Raw genomic sequence first — 20,592 nt, 5'->3', positions numbered from 1 at the left:
ATGAAACTCTTTATTAAATACCTCATACTCATCTGTTGTGTATGTTCAATCACGGTCGCGGGAGCCCAAAATAGGCTTTCGCTGTGGTATGATAAACCCGCGGAGGATTGGATGACAGAAGCACTCCCCATAGGTAATGGTTATATGGGTGTAATGTTTTTTGGCGGACTGGAAACAGAGCAGCTTCAATTTACTGAAGGGTCTTTGTGGAGTGGAGGCCCTCACGCAAGTAAGGATTATAATTACGGTAATAAACCGGGCTCTTGGAAACATCTCCAAGAAGTAAGGGGACTAATCGAACAAGGTGAACTGGAAGAAGCCAACGAGTTGGTAAAACAATATTTTACCGGGACGCCCCCGGAAATTACTGATGGAAAATCGGAATGGGGTGACTATGGCGCTCAGCAGACAATGGGCGACTTATTTATTACATTAAATCACGGATCCGAAAATATCTCTTCTTATAAGAGGGAGCTCGATATCAATCGAGCCATGGGGTTAGTTAGTTATCAAATTGGGACAACGCAATACAAGCGGGAATTTTTTGGAAATTATCCGAGTGGCATGATGGTTTATGAGTTTTCTTCTGGTAAGCCGACGCAATACACGATTCAATATCGGACACCCCATGTAAAGGAAAATGAAAGCTTTATTGATAATGTTTATCAGTTTGATGGTCATGTGGGTGATAATAAGCAGCGGTTCCGCACTGTCTTTAAGGTTGAGACGGATGGTGCAAAAAGTTATGAAAATGGAGTCTTAACTATTGATGGCGCCAGCTCAGTGGTTATTTATCACACAGCGGCTACAGATTATACATTAGATTATCCCTTGTATAATGGGAATGATTACAAGTCGATCGTTGAAAGCAGGTTTGAGAAGATTGATGGTTTAAGTTACAAGGAAATAAGAGAACAACATATCCAAGATTATCAGGGATTATTCCAGCGCGTGTCGCTGTCGTTAGGGAATCAGGAACTCAGTGAGCTGCCAATCAACGTGAGGCAGCAACGATATTTTGAAGGTGCGGAGGATAGTGCTTTAGAGGAACTTTATTTCCAATATGGAAGATATTTAATGATTGCAGGCTCACGGCCAGGAACGATGGTCATGAACCTTCAAGGAAAATGGAACAATAGTGTTAATCCTCCCTGGGCTGCTGACTATCATATGAACATCAATCAGCAAATGATCTATTGGCCGGCTGAAGTGACCAATCTGGCGGAATGTCATGAACCCTTATTGAGGTATATAGAAAGTCTAGTTGAACCGGGAACACAAAGCGCAAAAGATTTTTTCAATACCCGCGGATGGATGGTCAATACGATGAATAACGCTTTTGGCTATACTGCACCAGGCTGGGATGTTCCTTGGGGCTTTTTCCCGGGAGGAGCTGCTTGGCTAGCTCAACATCTTTGGGATCACTATGAATTTAATTTGGATACAGCTTATTTAAAAAACCAGGCCTATCCGGTTATGAAAGCAGCTTCGCTATTTTGGATCGATTATCTTATTGAGGATAACAAGGGCTATCTGGTATCTTCGCCCTCTTATTCACCAGAGCACGGTGGTATTTCTAGCGGCGCGTCAATGGATCATCAGATCGCATGGGATGTACTAAATAATAGTATACAGGCTGCAAAGCTTTTGAATGATCATGACTTCGTTAGGGAAGCTGAAGCCGTCAAAAGTAAAATTCTTCCCCCTCAAATAGGAAGCTGGGGGCAGCTGCAGGAATGGAAAGAAGATGTTGACGATTCCACAAGCCGTCACCGACATGTTTCACATTTATTTGCGTTACATCCTGGCCGACAGATCTCTCCTTCGGAAACGCCCGATTTGGCAAAAGCAGCTCGTATAACTTTAGAAGCAAGAGGGGATGATGCAACTGGCTGGTCGCTTGCCTGGAAAGTTAATTTCTGGTCACGCCTGTTGGACGGGGATAGGGCTTATAAGCTCTACAGAATGATACTGAAACCCTCTGGCGCAGGCGGGTCAGGGTCAGGGTCTTATGCTAATCTCTTGGACGCACACCCGCCATTTCAATTAGATGGTAATATGGGTGCGACGGCCGGATTAGCTGAAATGCTACTCCAGTCGCATACGGATAATATCGCGATCTTACCCGCTCTTCCCGCGGCATGGGCTACAGGGCATGTAAAAGGTTTGAGAGCAAGAGGCGGTTATACGATTGACATCTATTGGGAAAATTCCGAGCTGAAAAAGTTGATCGTCAAAGCCGATAAAGCTGGAGAATGCAATTTGTCGTATCTCAATCTGGATATGTTGGTTCCTATGGAAGCAGGTTCTCGGGTCGAAATCAAGCTGGATGATTTCGTAAATAATACGTGACGTTTTTCTTGCAAAATCATGACATATCATGCTTGGTAAAGTGTACAAAGGACACTATATTTGTGCTTTCATAATTTAGGTTTATAATTGGTTAGTAAAGGTCTCCATTCTCCCCGTTTGGAGACCTTTCTTTTTAAGAGGAAACCGTTCCTCCCTTTTCTTTAAAGAGTTCTATTTTCTTTGCAAATGTTTCTGGATCGATAGCCCTGGTTCCCTCTGTGATAATTTCTACTTCAAATCCAAGCTCCAACGCATCCATTGCCGTATAGAAAACACAGTAATCAGCTGCTAATCCGCAGACTGCTAACTTTGAAATACCTTTTTCGATCAGATAGCCAGCTAATCCGGTAGATTTTTTATGACCATTATCAAAAAAAGCGCTGTAGCTGTCGATTTGTACATCTGTTCCTTTTCGGACAACAAGTTCAATCTTGTTCGACTCGAGAGTTTCAACAAGTTCAGCACCCTTTGTGCCTTGTACACAATGGTCCGGCCATAAGACTTGTTCTCTGCCGTCAAGAATGATGGTCTCCATTACTTCCTTGTCAGGATGATTGGAAGCGAAACTTTTATGTGCAGCCGGGTGCCAGTCTTGTGTTGCAATGATCAGGTCATAATGTTTCTGGAGGTTGTTCACGACCGGAATGATTTCGTCGCCCCTTGGAACGGCTAATGAGCCTTTGGGTAAAAAATCACTCTGTAAGTCCACAATAATGAGGGCTGCTTTACTCGGCTCGTCGCTATCAAAGTAGGGTTTGTCTTCAAAATGAAATTCCTCATTAAGTCGCTTCACTAATGGAGGAGGAAAAATATTACTCATAGGCGTAAGATACAAAAAGTTGCGCAAACGGTTGACTTCCTTCAAAATTTGGAGATCGGGGCTATTTATTTGTATCTATACATTAAATAATTAAATCAATGAATAAAATCGTACAAATCTTGCTTATAAACTGGTTCACTTTTTTTGCATCGCTAACCTCGATGGTGTTCGCCCAGTCGACAGGCACCAAGGTGACGATACCTGTGGGTGGTAACACATGGCAAACGACTGAAGTTTCAGGGAGGCAGAAAAGTATAACGAACGATGGAATTCAAGCTTGGGACGACGAGGCAGCTGTATTTCACACTTTTTTTAGAGTAAACAAGGCCGGATCGCTAAAGCTATGGATGAGGGCTGCATCTCAGGAAGGAGAAAGCACGGTTCAAATAAAAATAGGCGACCAATCTAAAAATATTAGATTACCTGAGCAGGAGTTTACGGACATCTACGTTGGCGATTGGAACCTTGTTGATACGGGTTACGTGAAAATTGAACTGAAAGGTATCGCAAAAGAAGGGAAGTTTTATCCGGATGTTGCTAGCTATGCCCTGGAGGGTACAGCTGTCGAAGGGGATATTAAATTCGTTAAAAACAATGAAGGTAATTTCTTTTATTGGGGACGACGAGGACCATCTGTTCATTTACGTTACCCGGTTCAGGAATCCGTGGAAGCCAAATGGTATTATAATGAAATCACAGTTCCTGAAGGTGAAGATGTTGTTGGGTCGTATTACATGGCGAACGGTTTTTCAGGTGGGTATTTTGGAATTCAAGTAAACTCTGACAGCGAACGGAGGGTATTATTCTCTGTTTGGAGCCCATTCGTGACCGACAACCCTGAAGATATTCCTGAAGATCAGAGAATCAAATTGTTGAAGAAAGGGAAAGACGTTAACACCGGAGAGTTCGGCAACGAAGGCTCTGGTGGGCAGAGTTTTTTACGTTATAATTGGAAAGCAGGCAATACTTACAAATTTCTGCTAAAAGGAGAACCCGTGGGGAATGATTACACCGAGTATAGTGCTTGGTTTTTCGCTCCAGAGGAAGAAAAATGGCGTCTGATAGCAAGCTTTAGTCGACCTAAAACGAATTCCTGGCTAACTGGTTTTCATTCGTTTTTGGAGAATTTTATTCCGGAACAAGGAGCTTTTGAACGGAAAGTAATATTCTCTAATCAATGGGTTGCCGATAAGAATAACCAATGGACTGAGCTAACTGACGCAGTTTTCTCGGCAGATAATACGGCCCGTCAGGGATATCGAATGGACTACGGCGGTGGTGAAGATGCGAAGGGGTTTTACTTACGTAATTGTGGCTTCTTTGATGACTATACGCCCATTGGTACTGTGTTTAAACGCTCGCCCTTGAAAAGGGAACCAGAAGTTGATTTGAATAATCTTCCCTGAGGGAACCGGAAGGGGCTCAGGAAAAATGTAATAAAATAGTTACGATTAAACCTGACGCTTAAATCCTTCTCTAAGAGGGTAGATACTTAAAAACAGCTCTACCTAAATTATGTTTAAAGGACACCTTTTATTAGTTCTCTTTTTCTTGCTCCTTTCTTTTATAGCATCTGCACAGGTCACCGTGTCTGGTATTGTTAAAGATAGTTTAACCAACAATCCGCTAATGGGGGCTCGGGTTGAAGTTATCACTGCTGCTGATTCGGTAATCCGTTCAACGAGTTCGGGAGAGGGAGGTGACTTCCGTTTCACAAACATCCCTAACGGGCCTTATACATTAAAAGTAAACTTTTTAGGATTTAAAATCTATCAACAGCAATTTGTGCTTGACCAAAATAAAACAGAACAATTTAACATCCTGCTGACGTTAGATATGACAGTTTTGACTGCGGTTGACATTAATGCCAAACCTCCAATGGTTGTGTTGAAGGGAGATACAACCGAGTTTGATGCCGGAGCATTTACAACGGAACCTTATGCAGATGCCGATGCCTTAATCGGCCAGCTTCCAGGAGCGGAAATCGACGCAGAAGGTAAACTTACCTTTCAAGGCGAAGAGGTGCAACGGATTATGGTCGATGGTAAAGAGTTCTTTAGTACAGATCCGCGCATTGCAATGAAAACGATCCCCGCCGATATTATCAGTAAGCTGCAAGTGATTGATGAACAGAGTGAACAGGCAAAATTTACTGGTTTTGATGATGGCGAAAGGAAGAAGGTTATGAATATTATTACGAAACCAGACAGGCGGCACGGCTATTTTGGAAAAGTTGCAGGTGGATATGGCAATTCAGAAAAATATAATACCGGTGGAAGCTACAATATATTTAACGGTGATAAGAGGGTTTCTTTTAATGCAGTTTCGAATAATGTAAATCAACAAGACTTCTCGATGGAAAATCTTGCTGGCGGTGAAACATTAGATCAGGGCCGAAACCGATCAAGAGGACGCGGACGGAATAATGCCGGCGCAGGCGGGAGTGGTTTGCGGAATACCAATAATATTGCCATAAACTATAACAATGAATGGAGCGATCAACTCGATCTAAACGCAAATTATTCTTTTAATAAAACAGATAGCTATACAGAGAGTCTGGTCAACCGGGAGTACCTGATCGGCAGCAGAAGTAATCAGCTGAGCGTACAACAACAGAATGCATCAGGGGAGAACATGAGTCATCGGGCAAGCTTTCGTTTGGAGTATGAAGTAGATACAAATAACTCCATCTCTTTTCGTCCCAACATTCAATATCAGCAAAGCGATATCTTGTTAAATTCATTTAATAGGACGATGTTGACAACTCAGGAACCCGTAAACTCCTCCGTTCGTGACAATCAAAATGATCGGAACAATCTCAATTTTTCGGGCGATTTTACCTATCGTAGACGATTGAATAAGAAAGGCAGATCTCTATCATTAAGTGTGAATGGTTCTATAAACAGTAACAAGGGGCTAGCCTATAATCTTTCGATGAACGAATTTTATGAAGATTTTCTGCTGGATAGAACGGATACCGTTAATAATGAGAACAATACTTATGCAAACGGGAATGGACTAACCGGAAGACTGGCCTATACAGAACCAATCAACGATCAGAGCCGATTACAAGTAAATTATAGTATCCGGAATACAAATAATTATTCCAATCGTGAGACTTTTGAATTTCTTGCTGAAACAGGGCAGTTTGGTGAGCTGAACGAGCAACTATCGAATGAATTTAGAAATGATTATATCTATCATAGCGGAGGGCTAGGCTATCAATATAATAAAGAAGACTTTCGTTTTGATCTGGGACTGGATATGCAGCGCGCGCAATTGCAAAATCATCAGTATTTCCCGGAAGAGCAACTGAACTCAAGCCGATTCAGCAGTTATCTGCCAAATGCTAGTTTGACCTACCGTTTTTCAAGGAACAAGAATATTCGAATCAATTACAGTACTGCGACGAATGCCCCGAACATTAATCAGCTACAAAATGTGATCAATAACCAAAATTCTTTAAATATACGAGTTGGTAATCCTGATTTAAAACAGGAATATGGTCACCGTTTCTCGCTCCGGTATAAAACTGTGAATCGGGAAACCAATGCAAACTTTTCTACAAACATTGATGCGGAGTTCTCAAATAATAGGATCGTCAACTCTACGTGGATCGCAGATCAGGATACCGTTATAGGCCCTGACTTGATATTGGGAAAAGGAGGACGGTTAACTAGACCGGAAAACGTGGACGGCTATTATCGCTTACGTGGTCATGTGACTCTCGGAATTCCCATTGAGAAATTGAAGATCAACTTGAGCCTCAACACCGGACTTTTTCACACCCGAGATATCGGGATGCTCAACAATCAGCTATCTTATGCTAATTCGTCAGGCATTAACCAGCGAATAGCAGTTAACAGTAAAATAAGTCAGAAAATTATTTTCAGTTTTTCTTACGGAGGGAATTACAGCGTTGTACGAAACAATATGAATCCTGACTTGAGTTATAACTTTTATAATCAGAACTTGAGAAATGATTTCACCTTTATTTTTATGAAGGGTATACGTATTTCCTCGACTTTCAATTATAATTACAATACAGGTCTAACAAATGACGACTCTCAGCGATTTGTTCTTTGGAATGCTTCATTGGGAAAAAAGCTATTTTCCCGTCAACAGGGTGAAATAGCTCTTTCTGCTTATGATATTTTGAATACAAACACCAATATCTCCAGAGATATCAGCGAGCAGTTCATCGAAGACCGTGAAAGTAATATGTTAAACCAGTATTTTATAGTAAGTTTTACCTATAATCTCCGAAAATTCGGAGGCCGACCTAATCAGCCGGCCCGAATGTAGAATTATTAAGCCAATACGCCGGTTGTCCCACCGCCTTCTAATGTGAGATTAACAGGTGTGTTTGTTTTCCACGAACCTACTGTGAAATCAGGGATATCTATTGAATTTGACCGATTGGCAACCGACCATTCACTTAAAGGGGCGATAACGCTCCAAGAAGCTGCGTCGTAAACATCCTGATCAAGAGGGAGCCCGTTTCGCAGGCAGTCGATCAGCCGCCAGTCCATCATAAAGTCCATTCCCCCATGTCCACCAATCTTTTTTGCCATTTCGCCAACTTTTTTTACAATCTCTGGCGTATATTCAGCCTCTAACTTTTTAAATTCTTCGGGTGAAATCCATTCATGGCCTTTTGCTATCCTGGCGGGTTCAGGGTATTTACGTGCGAAGGCCTTACTCCCGCTTACCAAATGGATTCTTGAGTAAGGTCGCGGCGAGGTAACATCGTGCTGAATCATGATGGTCCGCCCCTTTGATGTGCGTATGCTTGTTGTGTTCATGTTTCCACGGTATTCTTTGCCTGCAAACTCTTTATAGAAATTGTCTTTTGCAGCGAGCTCTTCCGCTCTGGCGGCCATGTGGAAATCATTTGATGCCATGGATGTCAGGTAATCCATTTTATCGCCACGATTAATATTCATTATCTGGCAAACAGGACCTAGTCCATGTGTAGGATAAAGGTTGCCATTACGATAGTTTTCTTTCAGTCGCCACATGTCCTGATAACCTGTCTTTGAAAAATTCAGGTCAAGCAAGTCGTGGATGTATGCACCTTCAGCATGAATAATCTCACCAAAATAACCCTGTCTCGCCATATTTAAAGTCAGCAATTCAAAAAAGTCATAACAACAGTTCTCTAGCATCATACAATGCTTTTTCGTTTTTTCCGAAGTTTCGACTAATTGCCAGCATTCGTTGACTGTAACCGCCGCGGGAACTTCTACAGCAACATGTTTGCCTGCTTCCATTGCATAAACCGCCATGGGGGTATGCAGATGCCAGGGTGTACAGATGTAGATCAGGTCGATATCTTCACGGTCGCAGAGCTCTTTCCATGCATCTTCACTACCCGAATAGGATGTTGGGTTATGATTGCTTGACGAAAGTCTTTTTTTCACGGCTTCTACATTTTCCGGAAGCAGGTCTCCGAGACCCTTAATTTCTACTCCATCTATACGACTAAGTCGGTTTACTGCACCCGGACCCCTAGACCCCAGACCGATAACCCCAACACGTACCGTATCAATTTTCGGAGCAGCGTAACCACTCATATTAAAGTGCTGTTTCGATGGCTGCCGAGCAGATCCGATAGCGTTCGAAGCGGCATTTAGTGTTCCGCAGCCTACCAAACTACCGCCCACCAAACCGAGCCCGGTTAGTCCGGTCAGCTTAAGGAAGTCTCTTCTTTTTGTACTCATAATAAGTTAGATATGTTATGATGAAATTAGGTTTCTGATACAATAATAAGACACAGAGATGCCAAAACCAAATGCGATCGCAACACAAACGATTGTCTAAAAGTCAGATAATGCACTTTTCATTTCCATTACTTTGTCTGGATATTTTTCTGCGACATTTTTCTGCTCTCCCAAATCCTCTCTGAGGTTATATAGCTGCTCTTCTGTCGAGTTCCCGGTTTCAATATTAGTAAGTTTTGCTACTGCTGCGCCTGCTTGCGGACTGATGTATTTCCAATTTCCTTTGGTTACGGTCATCGCACCTCCTTGTTTAATTAAGACATCTCTGCCTTTTTGTGATTGACCCAAAAAAGCGGATAGCAAGTTTTCGCTATCCTTCGCCTGATTGTTGGGAATACGTTGGTCGATTAACTCTGAAAAAGAGGCTAAGAAATCAACCTGGCAAACCAACGCATCAGAAACAGTCGGCTTGATTGTTCCTGGCCAGGAAATAATAAGAGGAACACGGGTTCCACCTTCAAATGCACTATATTTTCCCCCGCGTAACGGGCCTGCGGGTCGGTGCGTACCATTCTTCTCGACCGCATAATCAACATAACCGTCATCGAGTACCGGGCCATTGTCACTGGTGAATATAATCATGGTCTTGTCTTCTATTCCCAAAGCTTTCAGCTGTTTCATGACCTCGCCCACAGCCCAGTCAATTTGCAAAATAGCGTCGCCGCGATACCCCAATTTACTTTTGCCTTTGAAAACGGTCGAAGGCATTCGTGGCACATGAGGTTCTGTGAGTGCATAATAAAGGAAGAAGGGCTTTTTTTGATTCGTTTCGATAAACTCTTTCGCTTTCATTAAAAACGTCAAGGGCACTTCTTCATCCGTCCATCTGGCTTTATGGCCTCCGCTCATATAGCCTATCCGGCCGATTCCGTTTACGATCGTATTATTGTGTCCGTGATTTGGTGAAGCGGGCATTTTAAGAAGATCGGGGTTCGCTGCCCCCGTCGGGTCGTTGCCCACGGGTTGTTGATAGTTGACAGTGATTGGGTCATTTTCTTCGAGGCCCAACACCATGCCGTTCTCCATAAAGACGGTCGGAACACGATCTGCCGTAGCGGGAAATATAAATGAATAATCGAAACCAACATCATTTGGCCCAGGTGATATTGGCTGATTCCAATTTTTTTCGATTGTTTCACCCAAACCTAAATGCCATTTTCCGACAATTCCAGTTGCGTAACCCGCTTGTTGAAATAGAGCCGGGACTGTTGTTTTGTCTGTAGAAATAATCAAAGCAGCATCGCCGGGTAGAATCTTTGCACCTTGCCGCCAAGGGTATTCGCCTGTGATCAGTGCATATCGTGATGGAGTGCAGGTTGCCGATGTGGCATGCCCATTTGTAAAACGAACCCCTTTCGCTGCCAGTGCGTCGATATTTGGTGTTTTTATTTCGGTTGCGCCATAGATACCGAGGTCTCCGTAACCCAGATCATCGACGTTGATGATGATAACATTCGGAGCATTGGTCGTTTGGGCATTCGTGTACTGTGGTGGGAAATTTAAAAGGAATAGAAACAATGTCCAGATACAGCAGATTCGAATGTTTGTTTTCATTTGGGTGTAGCGTTAATGGTGTCCAACTGTTTTTAATTAAAGATACAATAATCACGGTCGTTTCGGATATCCTAGTTAGAAAATTTATTCGGTTCAGAGGAGATTTATTGAGATCCTCACCGAAAGTTTGCCCTGTTTTGAGTGGAGATCGATCGGGTTTGGGTTGTACTTGGTTTGAGTCAATAGCCTATTAAATCCCAATTGATCCCGTAATGCTCCCGTTCAAACGATCAAAAATAGGGATTACTTAGGTAATTAATATGCCTTTAATATTGGATAATGTAAAACAAGTTATATCGAGTAGGCTCAAAATGATGTAAGCTTTTTCTTTACGATAAGGATGCCGTATGGTTCATTTTTGTGCTTTGGAGTTTTATTAATTCTGATAATGAAAATTAATCATCTTGTTTTTCAGTGTTTTGTATTTTTCTTTGGGAATAAGTTTCGTTGTAGTTTGGAAGTTGCGGTTTAGTTCCTATCTTTGCATCCCGCAAACGAGGGAATGCGGGTTCGTTCATTGAAGGGGGGATGTTTTTGGGTTTTAGGGCTTCCGGTCTTTTCCGGTTTTTTTTGCCTTTCGTCCCGGACTCCCGATCTTTGCGCCCCGCTCTGGCGGGGCGGGCAGGGGCACCGGAAAAAAATAATTTTTTTTATTTTGCGGAATCAAAAAAAGCTCTTACCTTTGCAATCCCGAAACGGACGGGGCCCGGGGCGCGACGCCTTGGGGTACTGAAAAAAAAGAAGATCGATACGGTGGGGTGCCCACCGGTAGATATAAAAAAACAGCCGGCCCGTGAGGCCACCGGCGACAAGTTCTTAAAAGAGAAGATTATCATGTAGCGTAACGAGTAGTTTGAGAGAACGAAAGTTTAAAAAGTTCAAACCAAGTCAATGACCGGTACGGTAGATACAAATACGGTACCGATTCTATGAACAGATTTTGAGTGAATAGGGTCAGGTAGCAAACACACATTTTTACAATGGAGAGTTTGATCCTGGCTCAGGATGAACGCTAGCGGCAGGCCTAATACATGCAAGTCGAACGGGATCCAGAGGTGAGCTTGCTTACCTTTGGTGAGAGTGGCGTACGGGTGCGTAACGCGTGAGCAACCTACCGCTGTCTGGGGGATAGCCCGGAGAAATCCGGATTAATACCGCATAACATCAGTTAGCAGCATTGCATACTGATCAAACATTTATGGGACAGCGATGGGCTCGCGTGACATTAGCTAGTTGGAGTGGTAACGGCACACCAAGGCGACGATGTCTAGGGGATCTGAGAGGATGACCCCCCACACTGGGACTGAGACACGGCCCAGACTCCTACGGGAGGCAGCAGTAAGGAATATTGGTCAATGGAGGCAACTCTGAACCAGCCATGCCGCGTGCAGGAAGACGGCCCTCTGGGTTGTAAACTGCTTTTACCAGGGAATAAACCCCATTACGTGTAATGGGCTGAATGTACCTGGTGAATAAGGATCGGCTAACTCCGTGCCAGCAGCCGCGGTAATACGGAGGATCCGAGCGTTATCCGGAATTATTGGGTTTAAAGGGTGCGTAGGCGGCCTGATAAGTCAGGGGTGAAAGACGGTGGCTCAACCATCGCAGTGCCTTTGATACTGTCGGGCTTGAATGTACTTGAGGTAGGCGGAATGTGACAAGTAGCGGTGAAATGCATAGATATGTCACAGAACACCGATTGCGAAGGCAGCTTACTAAAGTATGATTGACGCTGAGGCACGAAAGCGTGGGGATCAAACAGGATTAGATACCCTGGTAGTCCACGCCCTAAACGATGAATACTCGATGTTGGCGATATACAGTCAGCGTCCAAGCGAAAGCGTTAAGTATTCCACCTGGGGAGTACGGCCGCAAGGTTGAAACTCAAAGGAATTGACGGGGGCCCGCACAAGCGGAGGAGCATGTGGTTTAATTCGATGATACGCGAGGAACCTTACCCGGGCTTGAAAGTTAGTGAAGTATCCAGAGACGGATACGTCCTTCGGGACACGAAACTAGGTGCTGCATGGCTGTCGTCAGCTCGTGCCGTGAGGTGTTGGGTTAAGTCCCGCAACGAGCGCAACCCCTATGTTTAGTTGCCAGCATGTTATGGTGGGGACTCTAAACAGACTGCCTGTGCAAACAGTGAGGAAGGTGGGGACGACGTCAAGTCATCATGGCCCTTACGTCCGGGGCTACACACGTGCTACAATGGCCGGTACAGAGGGCAGCTAGCCAGCAATGGTATGCCAATCTCTCAAAGCCGGTCACAGTTCGGATCGGGGTCTGCAACTCGACCCCGTGAAGTTGGATTCGCTAGTAATCGCGTATCAGCAATGACGCGGTGAATACGTTCCCGGGCCTTGTACACACCGCCCGTCAAGCCATGAAAGCTGGGGGTACCTGAAGTATGTAACCGCGAGGAGCGTACTAAGGTAAAACCGGTAATTGGGGCTAAGTCGTAACAAGGTAGCCGTACCGGAAGGTGCGGCTGGAATACCTCCTTTCTAGAGCATCCGGTTGTTGATGCTCGTTGCGCCATGAGATTTTCTTGATAGAGACATAAAGAATGAAGAATAAGAGTACCGCTCCCCTATGAGGTACCCTTGCAGCATTGAAAAGCTAGTCCCGTAGCTCAGTTGGTTAGAGCACTACACTGATAATGTAGGGGTCAGCAGTTCAAATCTGCTCGGGACTACTCAATTAGATGGGGAATTAGCTCAGCTGGCTAGAGCGCCTGCCTTGCACGCAGGAGGTCATCGGTTCGACTCCGATATTCTCCACAGTAGGGGCCGTGAGGTTCCCGGAGGCCTAACCCGCCATCCGGGTCCGTACAATCGGTTTCCCGAACGTTCTTTGACATATTGGAAGAAAAAGTAAATTGAAGAGAAGACAACAGTAGAGACGCTGGTGCCTTTAGGGTACCGGCAGACAATAAAAGCATCCGCATATACTAGCAAAAGGGTATGCGGAGAAGAAAGTAAGAAAGGGCACACGGTGGATGCCTAGGCTCTCAGAGGCGATGAAGGACGTGATAAGCTGCGATAAGCCACGGGGATCAGCACATATGACTTGATCCGTGGATTTCCGAATGGGGCAACCCGGCATGTTGAAGACATGTCACGAAGAAGAGCAAACCCGCTGAACTGAAACATCTAAGTAGGCGGAGGAGAAGAAAATAACAATGATTTCCTGAGTAGTGGCGAGCGAAAGGGAAAGAGCCCAAACCGGACATGTTACGGCATGTTCGGGGTTGTAGGACTGCGATGTGATTACAGGTTAGCGAAGTAGAACCCCGGTGGAAAACGGGGGCCATAGCGTGTGACAGCCACGTATACGTAAGCGACCCTGGTCTAGCAGCATCCTGAGTACCGCGGGGTCGGAGACGCCCTGTGGGAATCTGCCAGCACCATCTGGTAAGGCTAAATACTCCTGAGAGACCGATAGTGGACTAGTACCGTGAGGGAAAGGTGAAAAGAACCCCGAACAGGGGAGTGAAATAGAACCTGAAACCGTGTGCTTACAAGCGGTCGGAGCGGGCTTGTCCCGTGACGGCGTGCCTTTTGCATAATGAGCCTACGAGTTACTCTTCCCTGGCAAGGTTAAGTGGTTCAGCCACGGATCCGCAGCGAAAGCGAGTCTGAACAGGGCGCACAGTCAGGGGAGGTAGACGCGAAACCTTGTGATCTACCCATGGACAGGTTGAAGGTACGGTAACACGTACTGGAGGACCGAACCGATAAACGTTGAAAAGTTTCCGGATGATCTGTGGGTAGGGGTGAAAGGCTAATCAAACTGGGAAATAGCTCGTACTCCCCGAAATGTTTTTAGGAACAGCGTCGGTGTTGAGTTTCATAGAGGTAGAGCTACTGATTGGGTGCGGGGGAGTCACATCCTACCAAATCCAGACAAACTCCGAATGCTATGAAATATAACCGGCAGTGAGGCTCTGGGTGCTAAGGTCCAGGGCCGAGAGGGAAAGAACCCAGACCATCAGCTAAGGTCCCCAAGTATACGCTAAGTTGAGCTAACGAGGTCCGATTGCACAGACAGCTAGGATGTTGGCTTGGAAGCAGCCATTCATTTAAAGAGTGCGTAACAGCTCACTAGTCGAGCGATCGGGCATGGATAATAAACGGGCATCAAGCGTATCACCGAAGCTATGGGATCGAAAGATCGGTAGGGGAGCATTCCAGCGGAGCTGAAGGTATGCCGTAAGGCGTGCTGGATCTTCTGGAAAAGCAAATGTAGGCATAAGTAACGATAAGGCGGGCGAGAAACCCGCCCACCGAAAGACCAAGGTTTCCTGATCAACGCTAATCGGATCAGGGTTAGTCGGGTCCTAAGGTGTACCCGAAGGGGGAATCCGATGGACAACTGGTTAATATTCCAGTACTTTTTACAGCTGCGATGTGGTGACGGAGTAGTGACACTGCCGCGAACTGACGGAATAGTTCGTTGAAGGGTGTAGGTATAGGGATGGTAGGCAAATCCGCCGTTCCTGCTGAATCCCGACAGTACAGCAAGCCTTCGGGTGCGCTGATAGTGCAGGTAATCAGACTTCCAAGAAAACCCGCTAAGCTTCAGGCTGTAAAAACCCGTACCGCAAACCGACACAGGTGGTCGAGGAGAGAATCCTAAGGTGCTCGAGTGAATCATGGCTAAGGAACTCGGCAAAATGGCCCTGTAACTTCGGGAGAAGGGGCGCTTCCTCCATTCCTTCGGGGGTGGAGAAGCCGCAGTGAAACGGCCCAGGCGACTGTTTAACAAAAACATATGGCTTTGCCAAATCGAAAGATGATGTATAAGGCCTGACACCTGCCCGGTGCTGGAAGGTTAAGAGGGGATGTTAGTCGCAAGGCGAAGCATTGAATCGAAGCCCCAGTAAACGGCGGCCGTAACTATAACGGTCCTAAGGTAGCGAAATTCCTTGTCGGGTAAGTTCCGACCTGCACGAATGGTGTAACGATCTGGGCGCTGTCTCGGCCATGAGCTCGGTGAAATTGTGGTATCGGTGAAGACGCCGATTACCCGCAACGGGACGGAAAGACCCCATGAACCTTCACTATAGCTTAACATTGTGACTGGGTGCAGGATGTGTAGGATAGGTGGGAGATTGTGAAGCGGTGTCGCCAGGCATCGTGGAATCAACCTTGAAATACCACCCTTTCTGTACTCGGTTCCTAACCCCGCTTAAGCGGGGGACATTGTTTGGTGGGTAGTTTGACTGGGGTGGTCGCCTCCAAAAAGGTAACGGAGGCTTTCAAAGGTAAGCTCAGTACGCTTGGTAACCGTACGTGGAGTGCAATAGCATAAGCTTGCTTGACTGTGAGACCTACAAGTCGATCAGGGTCGAAAGACGGATATAGTGATCCGGTGGTTCTGCATGGAAGGGCCATCGCTCAAAGGATAAAAGGTACTCTGGGGATAACAGGCTGATCTCCCCCAAGAGCTCATATCGACGGGGAGGTTTGGCACCTCGATGTCGGCTCGTCACATCCTGGGGCTGGAGAAGGTCCCAAGGGTTGGGCTGTTCGCCCATTAAAGTGGCACGCGAGCTGGGTTCAGAACGTCGCGAGACAGTTCGGTCCCTATCTGTTGTGGGCGCAGGAAGTTTGAGTGGGGCTGTCCTTAGTACGAGAGGACCGGGATGGACCAACCTCTGGTGTATCTGTTATGGCGCCAGCTGTACCGCAGAGTAGCTATGTTGGGAATAGATAAGCGCTGAAAGCATCTAAGCGCGAAACTAGCCACGAGATGAGACTTCCATTGAGGGCCGTTGAAGACTACGACGTCGATAGGCCGCAGGTGTAAAGGTAGAGATATCAAAGCCGAGCGGTACTAATCACCCGAATCTTTCTCAAGCAGATAGACTGTTGTTTTCTCTTTCGGTTTCCTTTTTCTTCCAGTGCATGTCAAATGCCGCTTGCCCTGTTGTGGGCTGGTTGGCATATCAAGATATTCAGGTGCCTATATCGGCGGTGTCCACCTCTTCCCATACCGAACAGAGAAGTTAAGCCCGCCAGAGCCGATGGTACTGCCGTAACAGGTGGGAGAGTAGGTCGGCGCCCTACCCTTTTCCCGGGCCCGTTCACAGAAGTGGACGGGCCCGTGGTATTTGTGGGCATAACCAAAAACACCCTCCTTGAAAAGCCAAAATACCTTCCCCAGCTTTTTTTAACGCTTTTTAACCATTTTGCGAACGATATTCTTTTATCTTTGTGATAACAGTATTAGATGAAGATATATGGTTAATTTACATAAAGTAGTTTTATCAGTTTTTTTTATTGGGTTACTATCCACTGCTTTTGCACAGGAGTATAAGGCGGGGAAAGCTAACTGGCAAAATCTAGATTTTGCTGATGATGGGGTTCATGGCTTAAGCACAGAGAAAGCGTATAGAACCTTATTGAAGGATAAGAAAGGTGAAAAGGTTATCGTGGCGGTGATCGATGGTGGTGTTCAGGCTGACCATGAGGATCTTAAAGATGTGATGTGGGTGAATGAAAAAGAAGTTGCGGGGAATGGTGTCGACGATGATAATAATGGTTATATCGATGATGTTCACGGCTGGAATTTCATTGGAAATGCAGAAGGGGAGAACGTTCATTTTGATAATCTAGAGGTTGTACGTTTGCTTAGGGAATTGCAACCAAAGTATATATCTGTTCTACCTTCTACGCCGCTTAACGAAGAGGAGAAGCGTGCGTTTGATGAGTATCAGAAAATGACGACAGATTACATGGCGAAGTTGAAACAAGCCCGGATGGGAGAACTGAACTATGGGATGCTTAAGGATGTTGTTGATAGTATCGTCGCTGATATTGGGGAATCTAATCCGACTGCTTCGCAATTTAGTGCATATAAAGCAAAAAATCGTAATGAATCTCGCGCTTTGAGGATTATCGCTTCAGAAATGAAGGATAAGTCTTTTGAGAAATTTTATGAAGAACTGGAAGAGGCGTTTGAGTATTATTCGAATCAGTTAAAGTATCATCTGAATATGGAGTATCAATCTCGTGACATCGTCGGAGATGACTATGAAGATAGTAGTGAACGTATCTATGGAAATTCGGATGTTGAAGGTCCGGATGGTGAACACGGAACCCATGTTGCAGGGATCATTGGAGCAGTTAGAAGCAATGATATAGGTATAAAAGGGGTAGCTGATGAAGTATTGATTATGGGCGTGCGAGTTGTGCCCGATGGTGATGAACGGGACAAGGATGTTGCTAATGGGATTCGTTATGCCGTGGACAATGGAGCTAAAGTGATTAACATGAGCTTTGGTAAAGCGTATGTTAAAGATAAGCAAGTTGTTGACGAAGCAGTGAGATATGCGATGGAAAATGATGTTTTATTGGTTCACGCTGCAGGAAATGACAGCAAAAATAATGATAAATTCACGAGTTACCCTAACCCACGTTATGTGGACAGCTTAGGTTTTAATCAGGGGCAAGGAGATGCGTGGATAGAGGTTGGTGCAACTTCTTGGGATAAAGATAACTTAGTTGCTTCATTTTCCAATTATGGTAAACAAACGGTCGATTTATTCGCACCAGGGGTGGATATCTACTCGAGTATTCCAAGTTCTGCGTATAAAGAAGCGAGCGGGACGAGCATGGCGTCGCCTGTTGTTGCTGGGTTAGCTGCATTGATTCGGTCGTATTATCCGGAGTTTACCGCACTTGAAGTAAAGGATATCATTCTCCAATCGGTAGTAAAAATAGATGATAAGGTGAAAATTCGGGAGGATAATACGAATAAGCGAGTTTATCTGAGTGATATTAGTGTCACTGGTGGCATCGCAAATGCGTATGAAGCTTTGGAGTTGGCTGAGAAGCGGTCTCAACGTAAATAGCCTTGTTTGATATAAAGCCCTTATTGAGAAATTGTTCGACTGAATTTGATTATTTCGGGAATTTCAATACTAATCCTGGTAGCTTAGCGTTATACTTATTCTAAAATGCTAATTTTTATGCTTATGGATGAAATATTTACCTCTAACAGTCGGAAATATAACGCAAAGAAAGCAGACTTGTTACACAAGATTCGTCGAGTTGATCAAGCAGAGAGTTTTTCTATTGATCGGAAATTAGCGTCTTTATTAGATCAGGAGTTAGTTAATCCGAGAGAACAGATTGTTCAGCATCTTTTAGAGTTTTCCAAGAATCTATAGGTTTCATTTAGGTAATCTAATTCCTATCTTTGATTATGTTGAAAAAAGATAGATTCAAAGCTTTCGTCGATTACTTTTCTAATAATCAACCCGATGCAGAAACCGAGCTTCACTATAATAATCCATATCAACTTTTAGTAGCGGTTATCTTATCTGCGCAGTGTACCGATAAAAGGGTTAATATGGTAACCCCCGCGCTTTTTGAACGTTTTCCAAACCCACAAGCATTAGCAGATAGTAGTTCCGATATCGTTTTTGACTATATCCGAAGTATAAGTTATCCGAATAATAAGTCAAAGCATCTTGTAGGTATGGCTAAGATGCTGGTTGAAGAATTTAACGGACAGGTACCCGATACGGTAGAGCAACTAATTAAGTTGCCAGGAGTAGGAAGGAAGACGGCGAATGTTATTGTGTCTGTTATTTACAATCATCCTGCGATGGCGGTCGATACACATGTGTTCAGAGTGTCAAGGCGAATAGGTTTGACTAATGGAAAAACTGTTTTAGCGGTGGAGAAAGATTTAGTAAAAAACTTACCTAAAGATTCGATACATATTGCTCACCATTGGCTTATATTGCATGGGCGCTATATATGTGTCGCACGTAAACCAAAGTGTGAAATTTGTCCGCTTACGACATTCTGTAGATATTATGAAAAAGAGATCAGGCCGAAATTAAGTTCGAGCAAAATAATTTAGTATTGTTTGTAATTGTTAATTGTTTGTTGTATTTTGGCTAAAATTATTAGTAATAGAAAATTATTGTTATTTATATTTAGATTATCGTTATGAATGAGAATGCTGAAAAGTTAAAGGCTCTGCAATTAACCTTGGACAAATTAGAAAAATCCTACGGAAAAGGTGCTGTAATGAAATTAGGTGATTCGGCTGTTGAGCCGATTGACTCTATTTCTACAGGTTCATTGGGCTTAGATATTGCTTTAGGTATTGGAGGAGTTCCGAAAGGGAGAGTTGTTGAGATTTATGGGCCAGAGTCTTCTGGTAAAACAACCTTAGCTACACATATGATAGCAGAAGCCCAGAAAAAAGGTGGGGTAGCAGCGATAATTGATGCGGAACATGCATTTGATAAATATTATGCTAGCAAATTAGGGGTAGATATTGAGAACTTATTGATTGCACAGCCAGATAATGGAGAACAAGCGCTTGAGATTGCTGATAATTTAATTCGTTCAGGTGCAATTGATATCATTGTGATTGACTCTGTTGCAGCTTTGGTTCCGAAGGCAGAAATAGAAGGAGAGATGGGTGACTCGAAGATGGGGTTGCAAGCGAGATTAATGTCACAAGCTTTGCGTAAGCTTACTGGTACAATTTCAAAGACAAATTGTTGCTGTATTTTTATTAATCAGTTGAGAGAGAAGATTGGTGTTATGTTCGGTAATCCGGAAACAACAACTGGAGGAAATGCATTGAAGTTCTATGCATCTGTTAGATTGGATATTAGAAGAACTTCGCAGATTAAGGATACAGATGAGGTATCAGGTAACCGTGTAAAGGTAAAAATTGTTAAGAACAAGGTGGCTCCGCCTTTCCGAGTAGCTGAATTTGATATTATGTTTGGAGAGGGGATCTCAAAAGTTGGTGAAATTATTGACTTGGGAGTTGACTTCAATATCATTAAAAAGTCAGGGTCTTGGTTTAGTTATGGAGATACGCGCCTCGGTCAAGGACGTGATGCTGTGAAGAAACTTTTATTGGATAATCCAGATTTAATGGATGAACTTGAAGCGAAGATTAGAACAGAAGTCACAGGTGAAAAGCTTGATGAGATGAATGAGTTAGGTGGAGATTAAGAGATCTTAGACTTATAGGTAATTAAATAAAAATAGCTGTAGCGATCGTCGCTACAGCTATTTTTTATATTCTTTTTTATTCTAT

General features: G+C 44.3%; 10 protein-coding genes, 2 tRNA genes and 3 rRNA genes. 12 read left to right on the top strand and 3 right to left on the bottom strand.

Features of this window, described 5'->3' with window-relative positions; all coding sequences use genetic code 11:
- Positions 1-2,352, top strand: coding sequence for a glycoside hydrolase family 95 protein (locus D3P12_RS01670; RefSeq protein ID WP_118193359.1), 2,352 nt, complete (start codon positions 1-3; stop codon positions 2,350-2,352).
- 133 nt (positions 2,353-2,485) lie between these two features.
- Here the strand turns inward: D3P12_RS01670 and pncA are convergent, their stop codons facing one another.
- Positions 2,486-3,172: a bifunctional nicotinamidase/pyrazinamidase gene (pncA, locus tag D3P12_RS01665; protein WP_118193358.1), complete on the bottom strand. Its 687-nt coding sequence runs from the start codon at positions 3,170-3,172 to the stop codon at positions 2,486-2,488.
- Positions 3,173-3,270: 98 nt separating this feature from the next.
- On the opposite strand from pncA, the gene D3P12_RS01660 reads away from it, so the two are divergent.
- Positions 3,271-4,578, top strand: a complete 1,308-nt coding sequence (locus D3P12_RS01660) for a DUF3472 domain-containing protein (protein WP_118193357.1) — start codon at positions 3,271-3,273, stop codon at positions 4,576-4,578.
- A gap of 109 nt (positions 4,579-4,687) precedes the next feature.
- On the top strand, positions 4,688-7,477 hold the full coding sequence (locus tag D3P12_RS01655; protein WP_118193356.1) for an outer membrane beta-barrel protein: 2,790 nt from the start codon (positions 4,688-4,690) through the stop codon (positions 7,475-7,477).
- A 5-nt stretch (positions 7,478-7,482) separates the two neighbouring features.
- Here the strand turns inward: D3P12_RS01655 and D3P12_RS01650 are convergent, their stop codons facing one another.
- Complete coding sequence (locus tag D3P12_RS01650) at positions 7,483-8,895, bottom strand: Gfo/Idh/MocA family protein (RefSeq protein WP_118193355.1); 1,413 nt, start codon at positions 8,893-8,895, stop codon at positions 7,483-7,485.
- 96 nt (positions 8,896-8,991) lie between these two features.
- Positions 8,992-10,509, bottom strand: a complete 1,518-nt coding sequence (locus D3P12_RS01645; RefSeq protein WP_118193354.1) for a sulfatase family protein — start codon at positions 10,507-10,509, stop codon at positions 8,992-8,994.
- 977 nt (positions 10,510-11,486) lie between these two features.
- Between D3P12_RS01645 and D3P12_RS01635 the strand changes: the two genes are divergently transcribed.
- The 9 genes from D3P12_RS01635 to recA all read left to right on the top strand — a co-directional run bounded on the left by D3P12_RS01635 (position 11,487) and on the right by recA (position 20,507).
- Positions 11,487-13,016, top strand: a 16S ribosomal RNA gene (locus tag D3P12_RS01635).
- 117 nt (positions 13,017-13,133) lie between these two features.
- A tRNA-Ile gene (locus D3P12_RS01630) sits at positions 13,134-13,207 on the top strand.
- An 11-nt stretch (positions 13,208-13,218) separates the two neighbouring features.
- Positions 13,219-13,292: transfer RNA gene (locus D3P12_RS01625), tRNA-Ala, on the top strand.
- 191 nt (positions 13,293-13,483) lie between these two features.
- Positions 13,484-16,373: ribosomal RNA gene (locus D3P12_RS01620) — 23S ribosomal RNA — on the top strand.
- 98 nt (positions 16,374-16,471) lie between these two features.
- A 5S ribosomal RNA gene (rrf, locus tag D3P12_RS01615) occupies positions 16,472-16,583 on the top strand.
- Together the 16S, 23S and 5S rRNA genes with 2 tRNA genes alongside form the textbook arrangement of a ribosomal RNA operon.
- A 173-nt stretch (positions 16,584-16,756) precedes the next feature.
- Entirely contained in the window at positions 16,757-18,370 is a 1,614-nt protein-coding gene (locus D3P12_RS01610; protein ID WP_118193353.1) for a S8 family peptidase, read from the top strand.
- A 123-nt stretch (positions 18,371-18,493) separates the two neighbouring features.
- Entirely contained in the window at positions 18,494-18,688 is a 195-nt protein-coding gene (locus tag D3P12_RS01605; RefSeq protein ID WP_118193352.1) for a hypothetical protein, read from the top strand.
- A 35-nt stretch (positions 18,689-18,723) separates the two neighbouring features.
- On the top strand, positions 18,724-19,389 hold the full coding sequence (gene nth / locus D3P12_RS01600; protein ID WP_118193351.1) for an endonuclease III: 666 nt from the start codon (positions 18,724-18,726) through the stop codon (positions 19,387-19,389).
- Between the two features lie 89 nt (positions 19,390-19,478).
- Positions 19,479-20,507: a recombinase RecA gene (gene recA, locus D3P12_RS01595; RefSeq protein ID WP_118193350.1), complete on the top strand. Its 1,029-nt coding sequence runs from the start codon at positions 19,479-19,481 to the stop codon at positions 20,505-20,507.
- The last annotated feature ends 85 nt before the right edge of the window (positions 20,508-20,592 follow it).

Origin of the sequence: Pedobacter indicus (genome assembly GCF_003449035.1) — a bacterium.
GTDB lineage: Bacteria > Bacteroidota > Bacteroidia > Sphingobacteriales > Sphingobacteriaceae > Albibacterium > Albibacterium indicum.
The sequence above is the reverse complement of the archived record's forward strand: the minus strand, read 5'-3'. Positions and strand labels throughout refer to the sequence as shown.

Coding starts and splice junctions, on each gene's coding strand:
- D3P12_RS01670 (WP_118193359.1), top strand. CDS start 1: ATGAAACTCTTTATTAAATACCTCATACTCATCTGTTGTGTATGTTCA.
- pncA (WP_118193358.1), bottom strand. CDS start 3,172: ATGAGTAATATTTTTCCTCCTCCATTAGTGAAGCGACTTAATGAGGAA.
- D3P12_RS01660 (WP_118193357.1), top strand. CDS start 3,271: ATGAATAAAATCGTACAAATCTTGCTTATAAACTGGTTCACTTTTTTT.
- D3P12_RS01655 (WP_118193356.1), top strand. CDS start 4,688: ATGTTTAAAGGACACCTTTTATTAGTTCTCTTTTTCTTGCTCCTTTCT.
- D3P12_RS01650 (WP_118193355.1), bottom strand. CDS start 8,895: ATGAGTACAAAAAGAAGAGACTTCCTTAAGCTGACCGGACTAACCGGG.
- D3P12_RS01645 (WP_118193354.1), bottom strand. CDS start 10,509: ATGAAAACAAACATTCGAATCTGCTGTATCTGGACATTGTTTCTATTC.
- D3P12_RS01610 (WP_118193353.1), top strand. CDS start 16,757: ATGGTTAATTTACATAAAGTAGTTTTATCAGTTTTTTTTATTGGGTTA.
- D3P12_RS01605 (WP_118193352.1), top strand. CDS start 18,494: ATGGATGAAATATTTACCTCTAACAGTCGGAAATATAACGCAAAGAAA.
- nth (WP_118193351.1), top strand. CDS start 18,724: ATGTTGAAAAAAGATAGATTCAAAGCTTTCGTCGATTACTTTTCTAAT.
- recA (WP_118193350.1), top strand. CDS start 19,479: ATGAATGAGAATGCTGAAAAGTTAAAGGCTCTGCAATTAACCTTGGAC.